Annotated in this window: 14 protein-coding genes and 1 tRNA gene; 8 read left to right on the forward strand and 7 right to left on the reverse strand. The window is 71.4% G+C overall.

Going from position 1 to position 16,030, the window contains the following annotated elements:
• Positions 1-37 precede the first annotated feature (37 nt).
• From ACFSE6_RS03415 to ACFSE6_RS03425, 3 genes are all read right to left on the reverse strand, one after another.
• Positions 38-262 (reverse strand): mycoredoxin, encoded by a 225-nt coding sequence (locus ACFSE6_RS03415; protein WP_465254112.1) that lies wholly within the window; start codon positions 260-262, stop codon positions 38-40.
• 115 nt (positions 263-377) lie between these two features.
• On the reverse strand, positions 378-1,178 hold the full coding sequence (locus ACFSE6_RS03420; protein ID WP_388002289.1) for an ABC transporter permease: 801 nt from the start codon (positions 1,176-1,178) through the stop codon (positions 378-380).
• Positions 1,175-1,933: an ABC transporter ATP-binding protein gene (locus ACFSE6_RS03425; RefSeq protein ID WP_388002290.1), complete on the reverse strand. Its 759-nt coding sequence runs from the start codon at positions 1,931-1,933 to the stop codon at positions 1,175-1,177. Before ACFSE6_RS03425 ends, ACFSE6_RS03420 begins: the two co-directional genes overlap by 4 nt.
• A gap of 156 nt (positions 1,934-2,089) precedes the next feature.
• Here ACFSE6_RS03425 and ACFSE6_RS03430 point away from each other — a divergent pair, with 156 nt between their 5' ends.
• From ACFSE6_RS03430 to ACFSE6_RS03450, 5 genes are all read left to right on the forward strand, one after another.
• Positions 2,090-3,226, forward strand: coding sequence for a sensor histidine kinase (locus tag ACFSE6_RS03430; protein WP_388002291.1), 1,137 nt, complete (start codon positions 2,090-2,092; stop codon positions 3,224-3,226).
• A gap of 29 nt (positions 3,227-3,255) precedes the next feature.
• Entirely contained in the window at positions 3,256-3,906 is a 651-nt protein-coding gene (locus tag ACFSE6_RS03435) for a response regulator (protein ID WP_388002292.1), read from the forward strand.
• Positions 3,907-3,984: 78 nt separating this feature from the next.
• Positions 3,985-6,039 carry an ATP-dependent DNA helicase UvrD2 gene (locus ACFSE6_RS03440; protein WP_388002293.1) on the forward strand — a complete coding sequence of 685 codons (2,055 nt, stop codon included), beginning with the start codon at positions 3,985-3,987 and terminating at the stop codon, positions 6,037-6,039.
• A gap of 177 nt (positions 6,040-6,216) precedes the next feature.
• Positions 6,217-6,354, forward strand: coding sequence for a hypothetical protein (locus tag ACFSE6_RS03445; protein WP_388002294.1), 138 nt, complete (start codon positions 6,217-6,219; stop codon positions 6,352-6,354).
• 221 nt (positions 6,355-6,575) lie between these two features.
• Complete coding sequence (locus ACFSE6_RS03450) at positions 6,576-6,836, forward strand: WhiB family transcriptional regulator (protein WP_388002364.1); 261 nt, start codon at positions 6,576-6,578, stop codon at positions 6,834-6,836.
• 46 nt (positions 6,837-6,882) lie between these two features.
• On the opposite strand, the gene ACFSE6_RS03455 is transcribed toward ACFSE6_RS03450, so the two are convergent.
• A complete protein-coding gene (locus ACFSE6_RS03455; RefSeq protein ID WP_388002295.1) occupies positions 6,883-7,998 on the reverse strand; it encodes a ubiquitin-activating E1 family protein in 1,116 nt (371 codons plus the stop codon).
• 136 nt (positions 7,999-8,134) lie between these two features.
• Positions 8,135-9,628 (reverse strand): zinc-dependent metalloprotease, encoded by a 1,494-nt coding sequence (locus ACFSE6_RS03460; RefSeq protein ID WP_388002296.1) that lies wholly within the window; start codon positions 9,626-9,628, stop codon positions 8,135-8,137.
• A 145-nt stretch (positions 9,629-9,773) separates the two neighbouring features.
• Between ACFSE6_RS03460 and ACFSE6_RS03465 the strand changes: the two genes are divergently transcribed.
• Complete coding sequence (locus tag ACFSE6_RS03465) at positions 9,774-11,018, forward strand: YlbL family protein (RefSeq protein ID WP_388002297.1); 1,245 nt, start codon at positions 9,774-9,776, stop codon at positions 11,016-11,018.
• Between the two features lie 11 nt (positions 11,019-11,029).
• Here the strand turns inward: ACFSE6_RS03465 and ACFSE6_RS03470 are convergent, their stop codons facing one another.
• Complete coding sequence (locus tag ACFSE6_RS03470) at positions 11,030-11,650, reverse strand: PPA1309 family protein (protein WP_388002298.1); 621 nt, start codon at positions 11,648-11,650, stop codon at positions 11,030-11,032.
• A gap of 183 nt (positions 11,651-11,833) precedes the next feature.
• Here ACFSE6_RS03470 and ACFSE6_RS03475 point away from each other — a divergent pair, with 183 nt between their 5' ends.
• Both ACFSE6_RS03475 and ACFSE6_RS03480 read left to right on the forward strand, forming a co-directional pair.
• Positions 11,834-14,857: a UPF0182 family membrane protein gene (locus ACFSE6_RS03475; protein WP_388002299.1), complete on the forward strand. Its 3,024-nt coding sequence runs from the start codon at positions 11,834-11,836 to the stop codon at positions 14,855-14,857.
• Positions 14,858-14,944: 87 nt separating this feature from the next.
• Positions 14,945-15,021, forward strand: a tRNA-Met gene (locus tag ACFSE6_RS03480).
• A 92-nt stretch (positions 15,022-15,113) separates the two neighbouring features.
• Here the strand turns inward: ACFSE6_RS03480 and ACFSE6_RS03485 are convergent.
• On the reverse strand, positions 15,114-15,953 hold the full coding sequence (locus ACFSE6_RS03485) for a LysR family transcriptional regulator (protein WP_388002300.1): 840 nt from the start codon (positions 15,951-15,953) through the stop codon (positions 15,114-15,116).
• Positions 15,954-16,030: the final 77 nt, after the last annotated feature.

The following is a 16,030-nucleotide window of genomic DNA, read 5'->3' on the forward strand; positions in this document are numbered from 1 at the left end:
GTGACGAGTCGGCACCGGAGTGACGACTCGGGCCGGGTCAGGCGCCGAGGCGCTCCTTGACCTCCTTGAGCGACGGATTCGTCGTCGCGCTGCCGTCGGGGAAGACCACGGTCGGCACGGTCTGGTTGCCGCCGTTGACGGACTCGACGAACGACGCCGACTGCGGGTCCTCCTCGATGTTCACCTCGGCATAGTCGATGCCCTCCCGCTCGAGCTGCGACTTGAGCCGGCGGCAGTAACCGCACCAGCTCGTCGAGTACATCGTGATGCTGCCGGGGGCAGGGGCCTGCGTGGTCACGGACGACACTCCAATCTCGCGGGTTGTTCTCCCCGTGACAACGACTGGTGCCGCCGCGTTCTTCCCGAGGGCGGAGGGATCACCGCGACCAGCGGAAGAACCGCACCGCGGACGCGACACCGAGCACCACCGCCGCGGACAGGGCGATCACATGACGGGCCTCGATCTCGCCTCCGAGCCACGCCGCCTCGAGGAGCCGGAGGCCGGCCCCGAACGGTAGCCACTCACCGAAGCGGGCCATCGACTCGGGCAGGTTCTGCGTCCCCCCGAACATCCCGCCCGCCGCGCCCATGACCAGGAACGCCAGCAGGCCGAGGGCGATGGAGGCGTTGGTGGTCGGCGCGAGCGCGCCGATGAGCATCCCGGTGGCGTACATCGCGGCGGCCACCAGCATCAGCGTCCCGAGTGTGGCCGGCGCGTCCTCCGGGCCGACCAGGCCGAATCCGACCCCGACGATCCCGAGCGCCAGTCCGAGCCCGACGACGGTCTGCACGACAGAGACCGTGACCTGCGCGACGAGGACCATGGCCGGGTGGGCCGGCGTCGCGGCGAGTCGTTTGAGCAGGCCCAGCTTGCGGTAGGTGGCGAGGAACGACGGCATGTTCACCACCCCGACCATCGCCACGACCATCACGAGCGTGATGGGCAGGATGAAGACCTCCAGGACCGACCGGTCGCCGGCCTCGGCCACGGACTCCTGAGACGTGCCGAACGCCTGGCTCAGCAGCAGCACGGCCGGCAGACCGATGGGGACCACGAGGCCCGCGGTGTCCCGGATGACCGAGCGCGCCTCGGCGAGGATCATCTGCCCCCACGCCGCCGCGCCGGGCCTGCTCGCCGTCGGGATCTCGAAGCCGTAGGTGCTGGACCCGGTAGTCATGACGTCCCCTCCACACTCTCGATCACGCTCTCGATCTCGTCCGGCCCGGCACCGATCAGGCCCAGGAACGCCTCCTCCAGGTCCTCGGCGCCCGTGTCCCGGACCAGGCTCTGCGGTGTCCCCTCCGCCCGGGTGCGTCCCGCATCGAGGACGACGACCCGGTCGCACAGGCGGGAGACCTCGTCCATGGCGTGACTGACGAGCAGCACCGTCACGCCCTCCTCCCGCAAGGACTCGACCAGCCGCCAGATGCTCCGCCGGCCCTCGGGGTCGAGGCCGGTCGTGAGCTCGTCGAGAATGACCACCCGTGGCCGGCCGATGAGGGCCACGGCCAGGGAGAGCCGTTGCTGCTGGCCACCGGAAAGGTTGCCGAACCGGGCGTCCCGTGAACCGGCCAGGCCGAGGCGCCGGAGCAGCTCCTCGGGATCGTGCCCGGACGGGTAGAAGGAACGGTGCAACCGCAGGTTCTCGATCACCGTGAGGTCCAGGTGGAGGATGGCCTGCTGCAGCTGCACCCCGAGGACCATCCGGAGCCGTGCCCGGTCCGTGACGGGATCCAGTCCGAGGACTCGTACGGTCCCCTCGTCCGGCCGGCGCAGGCCGGCGATCGACTCGGCGAGGGTCGTCTTCCCGGCCCCGTTGCGCCCCAGGATCCCGACGGTCTCACCCTCCTCGACGGTCAGGCTCACCCCGTCCAGCGCCACCGTGCGCTTGTAGCGTTTGCGAATGCCGCTCACGTCCACCGCAGCAGGCATCGTCCCCTCCTCGAGTCGTCGCGTCGCCCGCCCGGTCGGGCGGCTCCTGCCACGCTAGGAATCCGCGGTCGGCCGGTCGCGTGCCGGCCGTCACCACTTCCGACCATGACTTCCGGCACGGGTCGGCCCAGGGAGCAGCGCTCTACGCTGACGCTCGTGCGCCGTACGGATCTGCTCGCCCTCGCCGTGGCTCTGCCGGTGACGCTCGGCCTCATCACCGGAGTCCCGGTGGCCGTCCTGCAGGCCCAGGGCGAGCAGGTCACGCGAGGGCCGGCGTGGCTGTGGTGGATGTTGCTGGTCGGGTTCCTCGTGGCGTTCACCCTGGCCGAGTTCCTCAGCGACCATCCGCGCCGGCTCCTGGCCGTCGGGAGTTTCGTGGTCCAGGCCGTGCTCGGCGTGGCCGTCATCCTGCTCATCGGGCAGGGGGTGGGGTTCGCGAACGTGATCCTCGTCTTCGGTGCGGCGCTGAGCTGCCAGGTGCTACCTCGGTGGGCCACAGCCGTCCTCGTGGCCGTCAACACGATCATCGCCGGGTTCGCCACCAGTTCGGCCGGCGGCTGGTTGGAGCCTGCGCTGACGGCGCTGTTCTACCTGTTCATCCAGATCGTCAGCGTCGCCAGCGTCATCAGCTGGCAGCGCCAGCAGGCGGTCAGCCAGGACCTGGCGGAGGCGCACGTGCAGCTCTCCGCCACCAGCGCACTGCTCGCGGACTCCACCCGCAGCGCGGAGCGGCTGCGTATCGCCCGGGACCTGCACGACGTCGCCGGACATCAGCTCACGGCGCTGGCCCTGGAACTCGAGGTCGCCGCCCACCGCGCGGAGCCACCCGCCCAGGAGCACGTGATCCGGGCGCGCAACATCGCGACCGACCTCCTGGACAACGTGCGCGACGTCGTCTCGGACCTGCGGGACGACAGTGGTGACCTGCGCCAGACTCTGGAGCGGGTGGTCGCCGCGGTGCCCGCTCCGGCGGTGCACCTGTCCGTGGGGGAGGACGTCGTGGCCGACGAGGCCCGGACGACGGCGCTCGTGCGGGCGGTCCAGGAGATCGCCGCCAACACCATCCGGCACGCCCGGGAGGCGGAGAACCTCTGGATCGAGCTGACCCGCGAGAACGGGAACCTCGTGCTGTCCGCGGCCGATGACGGCTGGGGCGCGACCGACGTCGCCCTGGGCAACGGACTGCGCGGCATCCGCGAACGCGCCGAACAGCTCGGCGGAACCGCGCGGTTCCTGCGCAGCTCCTCAACACGCGGTGGGTTCGCGACCCGGCTGGAGGTGCCTGCGTCGTGAATGCAGTGCCGGCAGCACCGTCTCCACCCATGCGGGTCGTGATCGTCGACGACCAGACCCTCGTCCGGCACGGGATCCGGAGCCTGCTGGACCTCAGCGAGGATATCTCCGTCGTCGGCGAGGCCGAGGACGGCCGCAGTGCTCTGGAGGTCCTCGGCGAGCACCGTCCCGACGTCGTCCTCCTCGACCTGCGCATGCCGGGGATGGACGGCCTCGCGATGCTGCAGGAGTTGCGCGCGGGCGGGGACGAGGTGCCCGTGCTCGTGCTGACCACCTTCGACGACGCCGACCTCGTCCTCGGCGCCATGCGCGCCGGCGCGAGCGGCTACCTGCTCAAGGACGTGACCCTGGAGCGGCTCGTCGGCGCGATCCGCACGGTGGCCGGAGGCGGAACCTTCCTCCAGCCGTCGCTGACCCAACGCCTGCTGCGTGCCGCTGCCGACGGCGGAGTCCGGGGCGGTCCGAGCGATCCCGCGATGCCGGTCGAGGCACTCACCGGCCGCGAGACCGACGTGCTGCGCCTCATGGCGGGCGGATACGCCAACCGGGAGATCGCCGACGCTCTACATCTCGCCGAGGGAACGGTGAAGAACCACGTCTCCACCGTGCTGCTCAAGCTCGGTGCGCGGGACCGGACGCAGGCCGTCCTGCGCGCGCTCTACCTCGGTCTGCTGCGCTGACCGAGCGGCGGCCGTTCCCCTCTCGCTGTCCACCGGCCGGCGACGTCGCGTCACCGGCGCCTGCGACAATCGGGTGTGATGAGCACGGACGAGCTGACGAGCACCGACGAGCTCCTGGACGCCCTCGACGAGGACCAGCGTGCGGTCGCCGAGCACCTCACCGGTCCGCTGTGCGTCCTCGCCGGCGCGGGCACCGGCAAGACCCGAGCCATCACCTACCGGATCGCCAACGGCGTGCTGTCGGGCACGTACAACCCGCAGACCGTGCTGGCCGTGACCTTCACCGCCCGGGCGGCCGGGGAGATGCGCTCGCGGCTGCGCGACCTCGGTGTCGGCGGGGTCCAGGCGCGCACATTCCACGCCGCCGCGCTGCGTCAGCTCTCGTACTTCTGGCCCTCCGTCGTCGGCGGGTCACTGCCGCGGATCGCGGAGCACAAGGCCTCGCTCGTGGCGGAAGCCTCGGGCCGTCTCGGACTCGGCGCGGACCGCACGGTCATCCGCGATCTCTCCAGCGAGGTCGAGTGGGCGAAGGTCTCGCTCATCACCCCGGACGACTACGCCGCACGCGCCGCCCGAGCCGCCCGTGAGGCTCCCGGCGGCCATGATCATGCGACCGTGGCGCGGCTGCTGAGCGTGTACGAGGAGGTCAAGTCCGAGCGCGGCGTCATCGACTTCGAGGACGTCCTGCTGCTGCTCGTGGGCATCCTGCTCGAGCACGAGGAGGTCGCCGCCCAGGTCCGGGGCCAGTACCGCCATTTCGTCGTCGACGAGTATCAGGACGTCTCGCCGCTGCAGCAGCGCCTCCTCGACCTCTGGCTGGGGGAGCGTCAGGAGTTGTGCGTGGTGGGTGACGCGTCACAGACGATCTACTCCTTCACCGGGGCCACGCCACGGTTCCTCACCGAGTTCACGCAGCGCTTCCCGGGCGCCCCGGTGGTGCGCCTGGTCCGCGACTACCGCTCGACACCGCAGGTGGTCGATCTCGCGAACCAGGTGCTCGCCCGCGCCGGCCGGCACCGAGACGCCGCCGCGGTCGAACTTCTCGCCCAACGTCCGTCCTCCGTGCCGGTCCGCTTCGAGACCTACGACGACGACCTCGCCGAGGCCCGGGGCGTCGCCGAACGCATCAGCGCGTTGGCCGACGACGGCGTACCCCTGAACGAGATCGCCGTCCTGTACCGCACCAACGGGCAGGCCGAGGCGTTCGAGCAGGCGCTCGCCGACGCGGGCATCGGCTACCTGGTCCGGGGCGGTGAGCGCTTCTTCGCGCGCCGCGAGGTCAAGGAGGCGATCGCCATGCTGCGCGCGGCGGTGCGCTCCTCCGCCGGACAGCCGGTCACCGAGGCCGTACGAGACGTGCTCTCGTCGGTGGGGTGGTCCACCACGCCGCCCGCCGCTCGCGGTGCGCAACGGGAACGGTGGGAATCGCTCAACTCGCTCGTCGGACTCGCGGACGACCTGTACGCCACCCGCCAGGCGACCATGGCCGAGCTCGTCGCCGAACTCGACGAGCGTGCCGCGGCTCAGCACGCGCCCACGGTCGCCGGCGTCACGCTCGCCAGCCTGCACGCGGCCAAGGGCCTGGAGTGGGACGCGGTCTTCCTGGTGGGGGTCTGCGAGGGGCTGCTGCCCATCTCTCTCGCCGAGGGCGAGGCCGCCGTCGCCGAGGAACGGCGCCTGCTCTACGTCGGCATCACGCGGGCGCGAGAGCATCTCCAGGTCTCCTACGCCCGTGCCCGCGCCGTCGGCGGCCGTGCCTCGCGCAAGCGCTCCCGCTTCCTCGACGGCATCTGGCCCGACGGTCCGCCCCCCGTGGGCGGGCGGCGGATGTCGCGCCGGGCGGCGGCCCGGATGCGCCAGGAGTCCTTCGCCGAGGAGAACCCGGCGGACGTCGAGCTCTACGAACGGCTGCGTGCCTGGCGCGGCGCGGTCGCCCAAGCCGTGAGCAAGCCCGCGTACACGGTGCTGCACGACACGACCCTGCAGGCGATCGCGACCGCGAAGCCGAAGGATCTGCGTCAGCTGGCGGTCCTGCGCGGCATCGGAGCTACCAAGCTCGAGGCCTACGGCGGCCAGGTTCTCGCCGTCGTCCGCGGCGAGGAGGTCGACGTCGACGCCTGGTTGCGGCGCTGATCCCGCGGCCATGAGCCCCCGCTCGGGCGGCGTGCACAGGCCCGGAAGAACTCGCTCGAAAAAACCGTTGCCGCGAGGAGACGGGCGGGTCTAGAGTCATGACTCGTCTGAGCCGTTCGGACCCTGCCTAGCCAGCATCAAAGGGTCCCTGACCCCGGATGGGAGGTGCGAGAAGTGATGAGGAACCCGATCGCGTACGCCGATCTGCTGCTCGCGCCCGTTTTTGCCGTCCCCGGGGACAAGTGCGCCCTCGCCACGGATGGCGCCGCTGTGCGCGTGCGCATCGGCGAGCAAGGGATCGCCCGCAGGACCTGACTCTCGACGAGCCGTCAGCTCCGGCCGCGATCCCACAGGGACCGCGGCCGTCGTCTTTCTCAGACGTCCTTGGTCCCACAACGAGGACAGATGAGAGAAACGACCTAGGAGCAGCAGTGCAGCTCACGGCTCTACTCGACCAGATCAGCCAGGGATCATCAGTCTCCTGGCCCGCGACCCCGCCGGCGCTCACCCGCGACGGCGAGGCCGGTCGGGGAGTCCTGTCCACGCCGTCCTCTGTCGGTGCGGGGATCCCGTGCCAGACCGCCGAGGACAGCGACCTGTGGTTCGCGGAGCGCAGCGCCGATGTCGAGTTGGCCAAGGCGCTGTGCCGCGAGTGCCCTGTGCGCGAGGCCTGCCTGACCGGCGCCCTCGAAAGGGGCGAGCCGTGGGGAGTCTGGGGTGGCGAGGTCTTCGTCGACGGCGTCGTCGTTCCGCGCAAGCGGGGCCGCGGACGCCCGCGGAAGCATGACGCGGCCTGAGAGCACCGGCCGGCCGGAGGTTCTCCGGCCGGCCGGTGCCACGCACTCACACGGGCGCCGTCGGCCGGCTCGCCGGCTGCTCGGACGCGGAGCCGTGTGGGTCGGTCCGCGATCGACTGGCCGCCGCGTCCGCACCGGCGGCGCGCACCGGATCTGGTCCGCCGCATCCGCACTCCGGGTGAATCGTCCACTGCCGTAGCACCGGCAGCGGACTCAGCGGCCCGACCTCGAGGGTGGCGGCCTCCACGGCGACCTCGCGTCCGTCGATCGCGGCGAGGGCCTGGTGTGCCGCGACCACTGCACCGATCTGCCCGAGTTGGCGTGCCGCCGCGGCCGGAGCAGCGCACCGCATCTGAGTGGCCACTGCCGGCCAGGCCGGGTCCGCCTCTGTTCGGTGCAGGTCCAAGCACCGCGTGCACGGCCCGCGTCCCGGCCGGACCAGCGGGCCGACCGCGATATCCACGTCACCGATCACCACGGGCAGGTGCTCGAGGTCCTCGCGCAGCACGGGCACCAGCCGGACCGGGTCGGCCACCGCGGCGAAGACGGCGACCACGAGGTCGGGGCCGCGGCCCGGCTCCGCCTGCGTGCGCAGTCGCGGGTAGCTCGCCCGCAGCAGGGCACGGGCGCGCTCCGCCCGCGGCCGGCCGACGTCGATCGGTTCGTATGGGCCGACGTCCGAGCGGCGCACCGGATGCTCGTCGTCGAGCAGCAGGGTGCCCACGCCCGCCTCCGAGAGGTGGGTGGCGATCCGCAGGCCGACGTGGTCCAGTCCGCAGACCCGGACGACGGCGTGGTCTCGCCCGGCGAGGAGGCCGGCGCCGTCGCCGCCGGGTAGCACCCGGGACCAGTAGGCCTCCTCGGGACCGAGCGCGCTACCGGTACGGCGAGAGCCGTGGTCGAGGACACCGGAGCGGTCGAGCAGGCCCAGCAGCTCACGGACACGGCCCGGCGCGACGCCGACGGTGTGCCCGAGGCGGGTCAGGTCTGCCTCGGTGGGAGCGAAGTCCGGGCCGTCGAGCAGGTCCAGCACCCGCTGCTCCCCGCGCGTGAGGTTCTCCAGAACGACGGCGCAACGCGGGTCCACGCCGATCTGACTCTCACCCTCCCGGCGCCAGAGCACCGACAGTCCCGCTCGCAGCCGAATGGTCCGTGCGTCCATCCTGCGGAGCGTGGCACGCGAGCACCCGGCGGCGCAGCGAGCGACCGGCCGCCTGTGGACAACCGGTCACCTCGGTGCCGGGCCGCCCGGCGCGCAGGGAACCAGGGAAGCCACGGCAGGGGCGCGGTCGGACGGGTCAGCCGCGGTCCTGGGGCCGGCCGGGGTCGGCGTCGTCGTCGGCGTCGGACTGCCGGTCGCCACCGTCCTCCTCCGATGGCGTGGTGTCCGTGTCCGCCTCCTGACCACCACCGAGCGTGCCGTCGAGCATGGCGGATAGCGCCGCGTCGACATCCTCCTCGGCGGCCCGGGCCTGAGCCCGGCCGGCGACGAAGCCGCTCGGGTCGTCGAGCTCCTCGGCGGTCGGCATGAGGTCGGGGTGCGACCACAGATCGTCACGTTCCGTCTGACCGCGTTCCCGATCGAGCGCAGCCCACAGTGCCGCCGCCTCGCGCAGGCGGCGGGGACGCAGTTCCAGCCCGACCAGCGAGGCGAAGGTCTGCTCCGCCGGTCCACCGGTGGCACGCCGCCGGCTCAGCATCTCCTGCAGCGCGCCCGCCTGTGGCAGGTGCGCCGCGACGGCCTTGCCGGACACCTCCTGCACCCACCCCTCCACGAGCGCCAACGCCGTCTCGAGACGGAGCAGAGCGGCATCCTGGGCGGGGGAGCGCTCGAGGGCGAAGACTCCGCCGGAGAGGGCCTCACGCAGTTCGTCCGGACTCGTGGGGTCGATCCCGCGGACGGCCTCCTCCATCGCCTCCAGGTCGATGGTGATCTCCCGGGCGTAGGCCTCGACGGTGCCGAGCAGGTGTGCCCGCAGCCACGGGACGTGCGCGAAGAGCCGGGCGTGGGCCACCTCGCGGACGGCGAGGAACAGCCGGACCTCCTCCTCGTCGGCGTCCAGTCCGTCGGCGAACTCGGCGACGTTCGCCGGCACCAGGGCGGCCGTCCGGTCCTCGACCAACGGAAGTCCGGTGTCGGACGGCCCGAAGGCCTCACGGGCCAGCGTCCCGACCGCCTGGCCGACCTGCATGCCGAAGACGGCACTGCCGAGCTGCTTGAGCATGCCCTCCATCGGGCCGGTACCGGACATCATGGTGCGCAGCTCAGGCGGCAGGTGCTCTGCCTGGCTGCGCATGACGTCCGCCAGAGCTTCGGAGACCGACGTCGCGACCGGTTCCGACAGGTGCTTCCACGTCGGCAGCGTCCGTTCCACCCACTCCGCGCGGCTCCACGCCTCCTGATGCCCGCCGGCCGGGCCGAGATCGGTCACGGCGTCGAGCCACAGGTCGGCCACGGACAGCGCCTGGCGGATTCGGTCCGCCTCCGCGGCGGTCACGGTCGGATCGCCACCCGCGTGGGCGGACTGGCGCGCGAGATCGTGGGCCACCTGCCAGTTCACCGGGGCGCCGCCGCCGGAGGCGAGCAGTTGCTGCATCTGGCTGATCATGAGCATCAGCTGGTTGCGGTCGTTCGGCAGGCCGGCCGCCTGCGACATCGCCGCCGGGTCGATCCCTGAGGCGCGCATCGCGCGGATCGCCTCCTCGGCCGCGGGTCCGCCCATCATCGACCGGAGGAGCTCCTCCCAGCCGTCGGGCTCCTCGCCCTCGTTCCGGGCCGGTTCCTGACTCATGGCGACTCCTGAAGGTGGTGGGACTCCACGGTAAACCGGTCGGCGCCGGACCAGCGCGCACCGGGGGCGTGAACGGTGCGCGGTTCGCTCTGGGCGCAGCCGGGCCCTCGCACGTCACCTGCTGCCGGTGGGGCATGATGGCCCGGTGCACGAGCAGGAACCCGAGCGCGGGTACGCGCCGCCCGGACCCGCGGCTGCCGGTTCCGGCGGTTCGCCACGGATGGGCAGGGGGGACGCCTCGGCGCAGCTGCGGCCCGACTCGCCTCCCGGCGAACCGGCCTTCGCCGGGCCGCAGCGGCCTGCCGAGGAGTGGGACCGGCCCGAGCGGGCGACGCCTCGCAGCCTGACCCTGGTCCTTGCCGGCGGCGTGCTCGCCCTGGCGTTGCTGCTGGTCATGCTCGTGCCGGTGCCGTATGCCGTGCAGAGTCCCGGACCCACGGTCGACACGCTCGGTGAGCACGAGGGCGAGCCGCTCATCGAGGTCGACGGCGAGCGGACCTACCCCTCCGACGGTGAGCTACGCCTGACGACCGTCTCGGTCGCCGGTGGCCCCGGGCACCCGGTCGCCGCGTTCGACGTCGTCGCCGGCTGGCTGGATCCGAACCGGCTGGTCCTCCCGGTCGAGGCCGTCTTCCCGGAGGACGCCACCGAGGACGAGCTGGATGAGCAGTCCACCCAGCAGATGACCTCCTCCCAGACGAACGCCACCGTCGCGGCACTCGAGGAGCTCGGTCACGACGTGCCGATGACCCTGACGGTCACGGGCGTCGCGGAGAACTCCCCCTCGCGCGGGGTCATCGAGGGCGGCGACGTCGTCACCGCCGTGCGGCCCGAGGGCGGAGACCGCGTCCACGTCGAGGCCTACTCGGATCTCGCGGACGTGCTGGCCGAGACCGCGCCGGGGACCACGGTGACGGTCACGGTGCGCCGCGGGGGCGAGGACCTCGCCCTCGATGTCCAGACGATGGCGTCGCCGCAGCAGGACGGGTCGGTGCTGGGGGTCTTCCTCCAGCCCGACGTCGAGCTGCCGTTTCAGGTCGAGTTCGACATCGAGGACATCGGCGGGCCCAGTGCGGGGACGATGTTCGCACTCGGCATCGTCGACGTGCTCACCCCCGGAGATCTGACCGGTGGCGAACACGTCGCCGGGACCGGCACGGTAGACCTGGCCGGCCGGGTCGGACCGATCGGTGGCATCCAGCAGAAGCTCGTCGGTGCCCGCCGGGACGGCGCGGACTGGTTCCTCGCGCCGGCCGGGAACTGTGACGAGGTGCCCGGGCACGTCCCGGACGGCCTGCACGTGGTCCGGGTGGCCACCCTCGCCGAGGCACGGACCTCCGTCGAGGCGATCGGCGAGGGGAACGGACGTTCCCTGCCCACCTGCGGGTGAGGTGGGGCGGCTCAGCTCTCGGTCTGCAGCGTCGCCCGTAGGGCCGCCACCAGGCCAGGGACGGCGTCAGGTGACCCGCCGACGGCGTCGTCGTTGTCGTTGGCGCGGGTGCGCAGCGCACACCAGGACTCGCCGGTGCGCAGCACGCCGGCGGCCATACGGACGTCCTGCCGCTCCGGGTGCGCCATCAGCGCGTCCAACGCCTCGTGCGGATCGTCTGGCAGACCCTGTTCGGCCTCCGGCGGGACGATGATTCGTTCGAGGACCACGGCGGCTCCGTCGACCTGTTCCGGCCAGCCGAGCTGGGCGAGCAGTTCCTCGACGGTCTCCGCCTGAGGGAGTCCGTCCTGCTCGATGCTCGTGAGGTGTTCCGGGTCCTCCTGCGCCACGGCCAGCGTGCCCTCGGGCAGTTCCTCGGCGAGTGCGGGCGTGGCGGCGACCGCGTCCGCCGTCCGGACGAGCGCGAACACGCCGATCGGCCCGTCCCACCCGCGAGCGGCCATGTGACGCTCGATGTCGCGGACCGCGTCGCGGAGGGCGAGCTGGCGCGGCGTCGGAGGGGCGGGCGAGGAGGCACCGGCCGCTGGGTCCGCCGGCACGTCGGATTCGAGCCTGTCAGCGCTATCCGTCATATCCCCATGATGACGCCTCGCGTGCGGACGGCCTGCCACCGGCATCTTTTGGGCATATGGCGCCCGGATATGGGAACCTAGAGTCAGGTCGGTCCGTTGGCACGGGTGTCCGCGCGAGACGCGCTGCCGGGGCATCCGCCGGTTCGACATCCCGATCGCACGAGAATCCAGAGGTGCTGCTCAGTGACGTTCGCATCCGTCCCCCGTCCGAGTCGGGAGGAGGGCGGGCCGCGCCGCCGCAGCCCGCTGATCCCGACCCTGGTCGTCCTCGCCGTCGTCGTCGCGATCGTCCTGGCGCTGGCGCAGGTCTGGACGGAGTTCCGGTGGTACGGCCAGCTCGGCTTCACCGACGTCCTGGTCCGTGAGTGGACGACGCGGGCGGCGCTGTTCGCCGTCGGCTTCCTCATCATGGGCGGGGCGATCTGGCTCAACCTGCACCTGGCGTACTCGCGCCGGGAGATCTATCCGCCGACGACGCCGGAGGAGCGCAACCTCGACCGGTACCGGGAGAGCATCGAGCCGTTGCGCCGCCTGATCATGATCGGCGGGCCCATCGTGTTCGGCCTGTTCGCCGGCTCCTCGTTCAGCGGGATGTGGCGGCCGGTCCTCATCTGGCTCAACCAGGTGCCCTTCGGCGAGACGGACCCGCAGTTCGGGATGGACATCTCGTTCTTCGTCTTCTCGCTGCCGGTGATCCGGTCCGTCGTCTCCTTCCTCATGACGGTCGTGTTCCTCTCGGCCGTGGCGGCCCTGATCACGCATTACCTCTACGGTGGCGTCTCCCTCGCTCCGCGCCAGCAGCGGGTCACCCGCCCGGCGCGGATCCACCTCTCCGTGCTCGCGGCGGTCTTCGTGGCGCTCATCGCGGTGAGCTACTTCCTCGACCGTTACTCGCTCCTGGTGGGGGAGAACGAGCGGTTCTCGGGCGCCTCGTACGCCGACATCAACGCGGTGCTGCCGGCGCGGACCATCCTCGCGGCGATCGCCGTGCTCGTCGTCGTGCTGTTCATCGTCACGGCGATCCGCGGGACCTGGCGTCTGCCGGCGGCGGGTATCGCCGTGATGGTCGTCTCCGCGCTCGTGGTCGGAACCGCGTACCCCGCCGTGGTGCAGCGCTTCCAGGTGGACCCGAACGCCATCGAGGCCGAGAGCCCCTACATCCAGCGCAACATCGACGCCACACTGGCGGCCTACGACCTGGAAGACCTCGAGACCGAGACCTACTCGGCGACCACCGAGGCGGAACCCGGACAGCTGCGCGAGGACAGTCAGTCCACCGCGTCCATCCGGCTGCTCGACCCGAACATCGTCTCGCCGACGTTCAATCAGCTGCAACAGTCCCGGCAGTACTACAGCTTCGAGGACACCCTCAACGTCGACCGGTACGAGATCGACGGCGAGAAGCGCGACACCGTCATCGGTGTGCGCGAGCTGAACCTCGACGGCCTCGGCAACGAGCAGCGCAGCTGGATCAACGACCACACCGTCTACACCCACGGCTTCGGCGTGGTCGCCGCCTACGGCAACCAGACCTCCGCGGACGGGCGGCCCTCCTTCTTCCAGCAGGGCATCCCGAGCACCGGGCAGCTCGGCGAGTACGAGCCGCGGGTCTACTTCGGGCAGAACATGCCAGCGTACTCGATCGTCGGAGCGCCCGAGGGCACGGAGCCATGGGAGCTCGACTACCCGGACGACCAGGCCGAGGACAGCTACATCCCGACGACGTACACCGGCGACGGCGGGCCGTCGATCGGCTCGTTCTTCGAGAAGATGCTCTACGCCCTGCGGTTCGGCGACATGCAGATCATGTTCTCCGACCGCGTGACGCCCGAGTCGCAGATCCTCTACGACCGTGACCCGCACACCCGCGTGGCGAAGGTGGCACCGTACCTGACGCTGGACCAGCGGGCCTACCCGGCCGTCGTGGACACCGACGACGACCCGGAGACCCCGAGCCGCATGGTGTGGATCATCGACGGGTACACCACCACCAACGACTACCCGTACTCGGCACGGGAGTCCCTCGAGGACGCGACGACCGACGCGCTGGTCGCGGAGAACGGCCAGGCGGCGACCGTCGGGGCCGAGCCCGAGCAGGTCAACTACATCCGCAACTCGGTCAAGGCCGTCGTCGACGCCTACAACGGTTCCGTGACGCTCTACGAGTGGGACGAGGAGGACCCGGTCCTCGACGTCTGGCAGAACATCTTCCCGGAGCACATCACGCCGGCGTCGGAGATCAGCGGGGACCTCATGAGCCACCTGCGCTACCCGGAGGACCTGTTCAAGGTCCAGCGGTCGCTGCTCTCGCGCTACCACGTGACCAACCCGGCGACGCTGTACTCCGGCTCCGACGAGTGGCAGCTGCCGACGGAACCGGCCACGGGTAGCGGCGAACTCCAGCCGCCCTACTACCTCACGCTCCAGATGCCGGGGCAGGACGAGGCCAACTTCTCCCTCACCTCGAGCTACATCCCCGGTGGTCAGACGGACCGGAACATCCTCACCGGGTTCCTCGCCGTCGACTCCGAGACCGGCGACCAGGCGGGCGAGGTCCGCGAGGGCTACGGCCAGCTGCGGCTTCTGGAGCTGCCGTCGGACATCACGGTGCCGGGCCCGGGTCAGGTGCAGAACAACTTCAACGCCAACCCGCAGATCTCGACCGAGCTCAACATCCTCACCCGAGGGAACTCGCAGGTCCGGTTGGGCAACCTGTTGACTCTGCCGGTCGGCGGCGGCCTGCTCTACGTCCAGCCCGTCTACGTCCAGTCCGCGGCGGGTACCTCCTACCCGCTGCTGCGGCGGGTGCTCGTCTCCTTCGGTGAGGAGGTCGGCTTCGCGGCCTCGCTGGACGGCGCCCTCGACGCGGTGTTCGGCGGCGACTCCGGCGCCGAGACCGGCACCGGCGGTGAGGACGAGACCGGCGAGGGGGACCAGGGCGACGGCGGCCAGCAGCCGCCCACGGACGCTCAGCAGCGCCTGGACGAGGCGCTCGCGGCCGCGCAGGAGGCCATGTCCGACTCGCAGGAGGCGCTGGCCAACAACGACTGGAACGCCTACGGCGAGGCGCAGGAGCGTCTGCAGTCGGCGGTCGAAGACGCGGTTGCCGCGCAGGAGGAGCTCGGGGGAGCCGCCGGTGAGGAGCCCGCGGCCGGCGAGGGCGACGCCGGCGCGGACGGAGCCCAGGGCGGCGACGGCGAGAACTGAGGCCAGGGCGTGGGCTCGCCTGTGAGCGAGCCCACGCTCCGGCGATTTGCTGCGGCGATCTCCGGAGACGTAACCTGGTCAGGCCGACGCGGGGTGGAGCAGTTCGGTAGCTCGCCGGGCTCATAACCCGGAGGTCGCAGGTTCAAATCCTGCCCCCGCTACCAAGCTCAGGCCCGGGGATCCACGGATCCCCGGGCCTGAGGTGTTTCTGACGACCTCAGCGGTCGGCCGCCTACCTTCGCTGCCGTCGACTACCTCAGTGCCGCCCGAGGATCGCCGCGGTGAGGGCCTCGACGGGTTCGCGAGGTGCGTTGGGTTTGTCGACGAGCACCATGTCGACGTCACCGAGCTCGGGGAGCCGGCTCGAGGCCGGCAGGACCACCAGGTCCGCGGGCACCAGGCTCTGCGCGAGCACGGTGATGCCGAGCCCGGCCCGGACCGCGGCCAGCATGCCGTTGATCTCCCGCGTCGTGCAGGTGACCCGCCAGGTGCGCCCGGCGCGCTCGAGCGCGTGGGTCGCCGTGTTCCGCGAGATGCTCGGGCTCGGATAGGTGACCAGCGGTACGACGTCGGAGTCGGAGACCGGGCTCTCGGGCAGACCCACCCAGGTCAGGCGGTCACGCCGCACCAGTGTGCCCGTGCCCTCCCCGGCGTTCTGCTTGATGAACACCAGGTCGAGATGGCCGGCGAGCAGCCGCCGGTGCAGCACGTGTGACTGGGCGATCGTTAGCTCGACCGTCACCCGCGGGTGCAGCTCGCGGAACTCGCGCAGGATCCGCGGCAGCTGCGTCAGGGCGAGGTCGTCCGCCGCCCCGAACCGCAACCGTCCCCGCATCGCCGAGCCGGTGAAGTATGCCGTCGCCTGGTCGTGGGCGGCGAGGATCGTCCGGGCGAAGCCCGCCATCGCCTGACCGTTGTCGGTCAGCGTGACCTCGTGCGTGTCCCGCTGCACCAGACGGCGGTTCGCCGCCCGCTCCAGCCGAGCCACGTGCTGGCTCACCGTCGGCTGGCTGATGCCGAGCCGTGCTGCCGTTCGGGTGAAGTTCAGCGTTTCACTGAGGGTGAGGAACGTTCGAAGCTGGACCGGATCGAACAAAGCACTCGCCACCTCGCCGTATGGATTGGATCAAGAGAACGGCAGCAATTATGTGCCGTAATGACAATTATAGGCGC

The organism is Georgenia deserti (genome assembly GCF_042680605.1).
GTDB classification, from domain to species: domain Bacteria; phylum Actinomycetota; class Actinomycetes; order Actinomycetales; family Actinomycetaceae; genus Allobogoriella; species Allobogoriella deserti.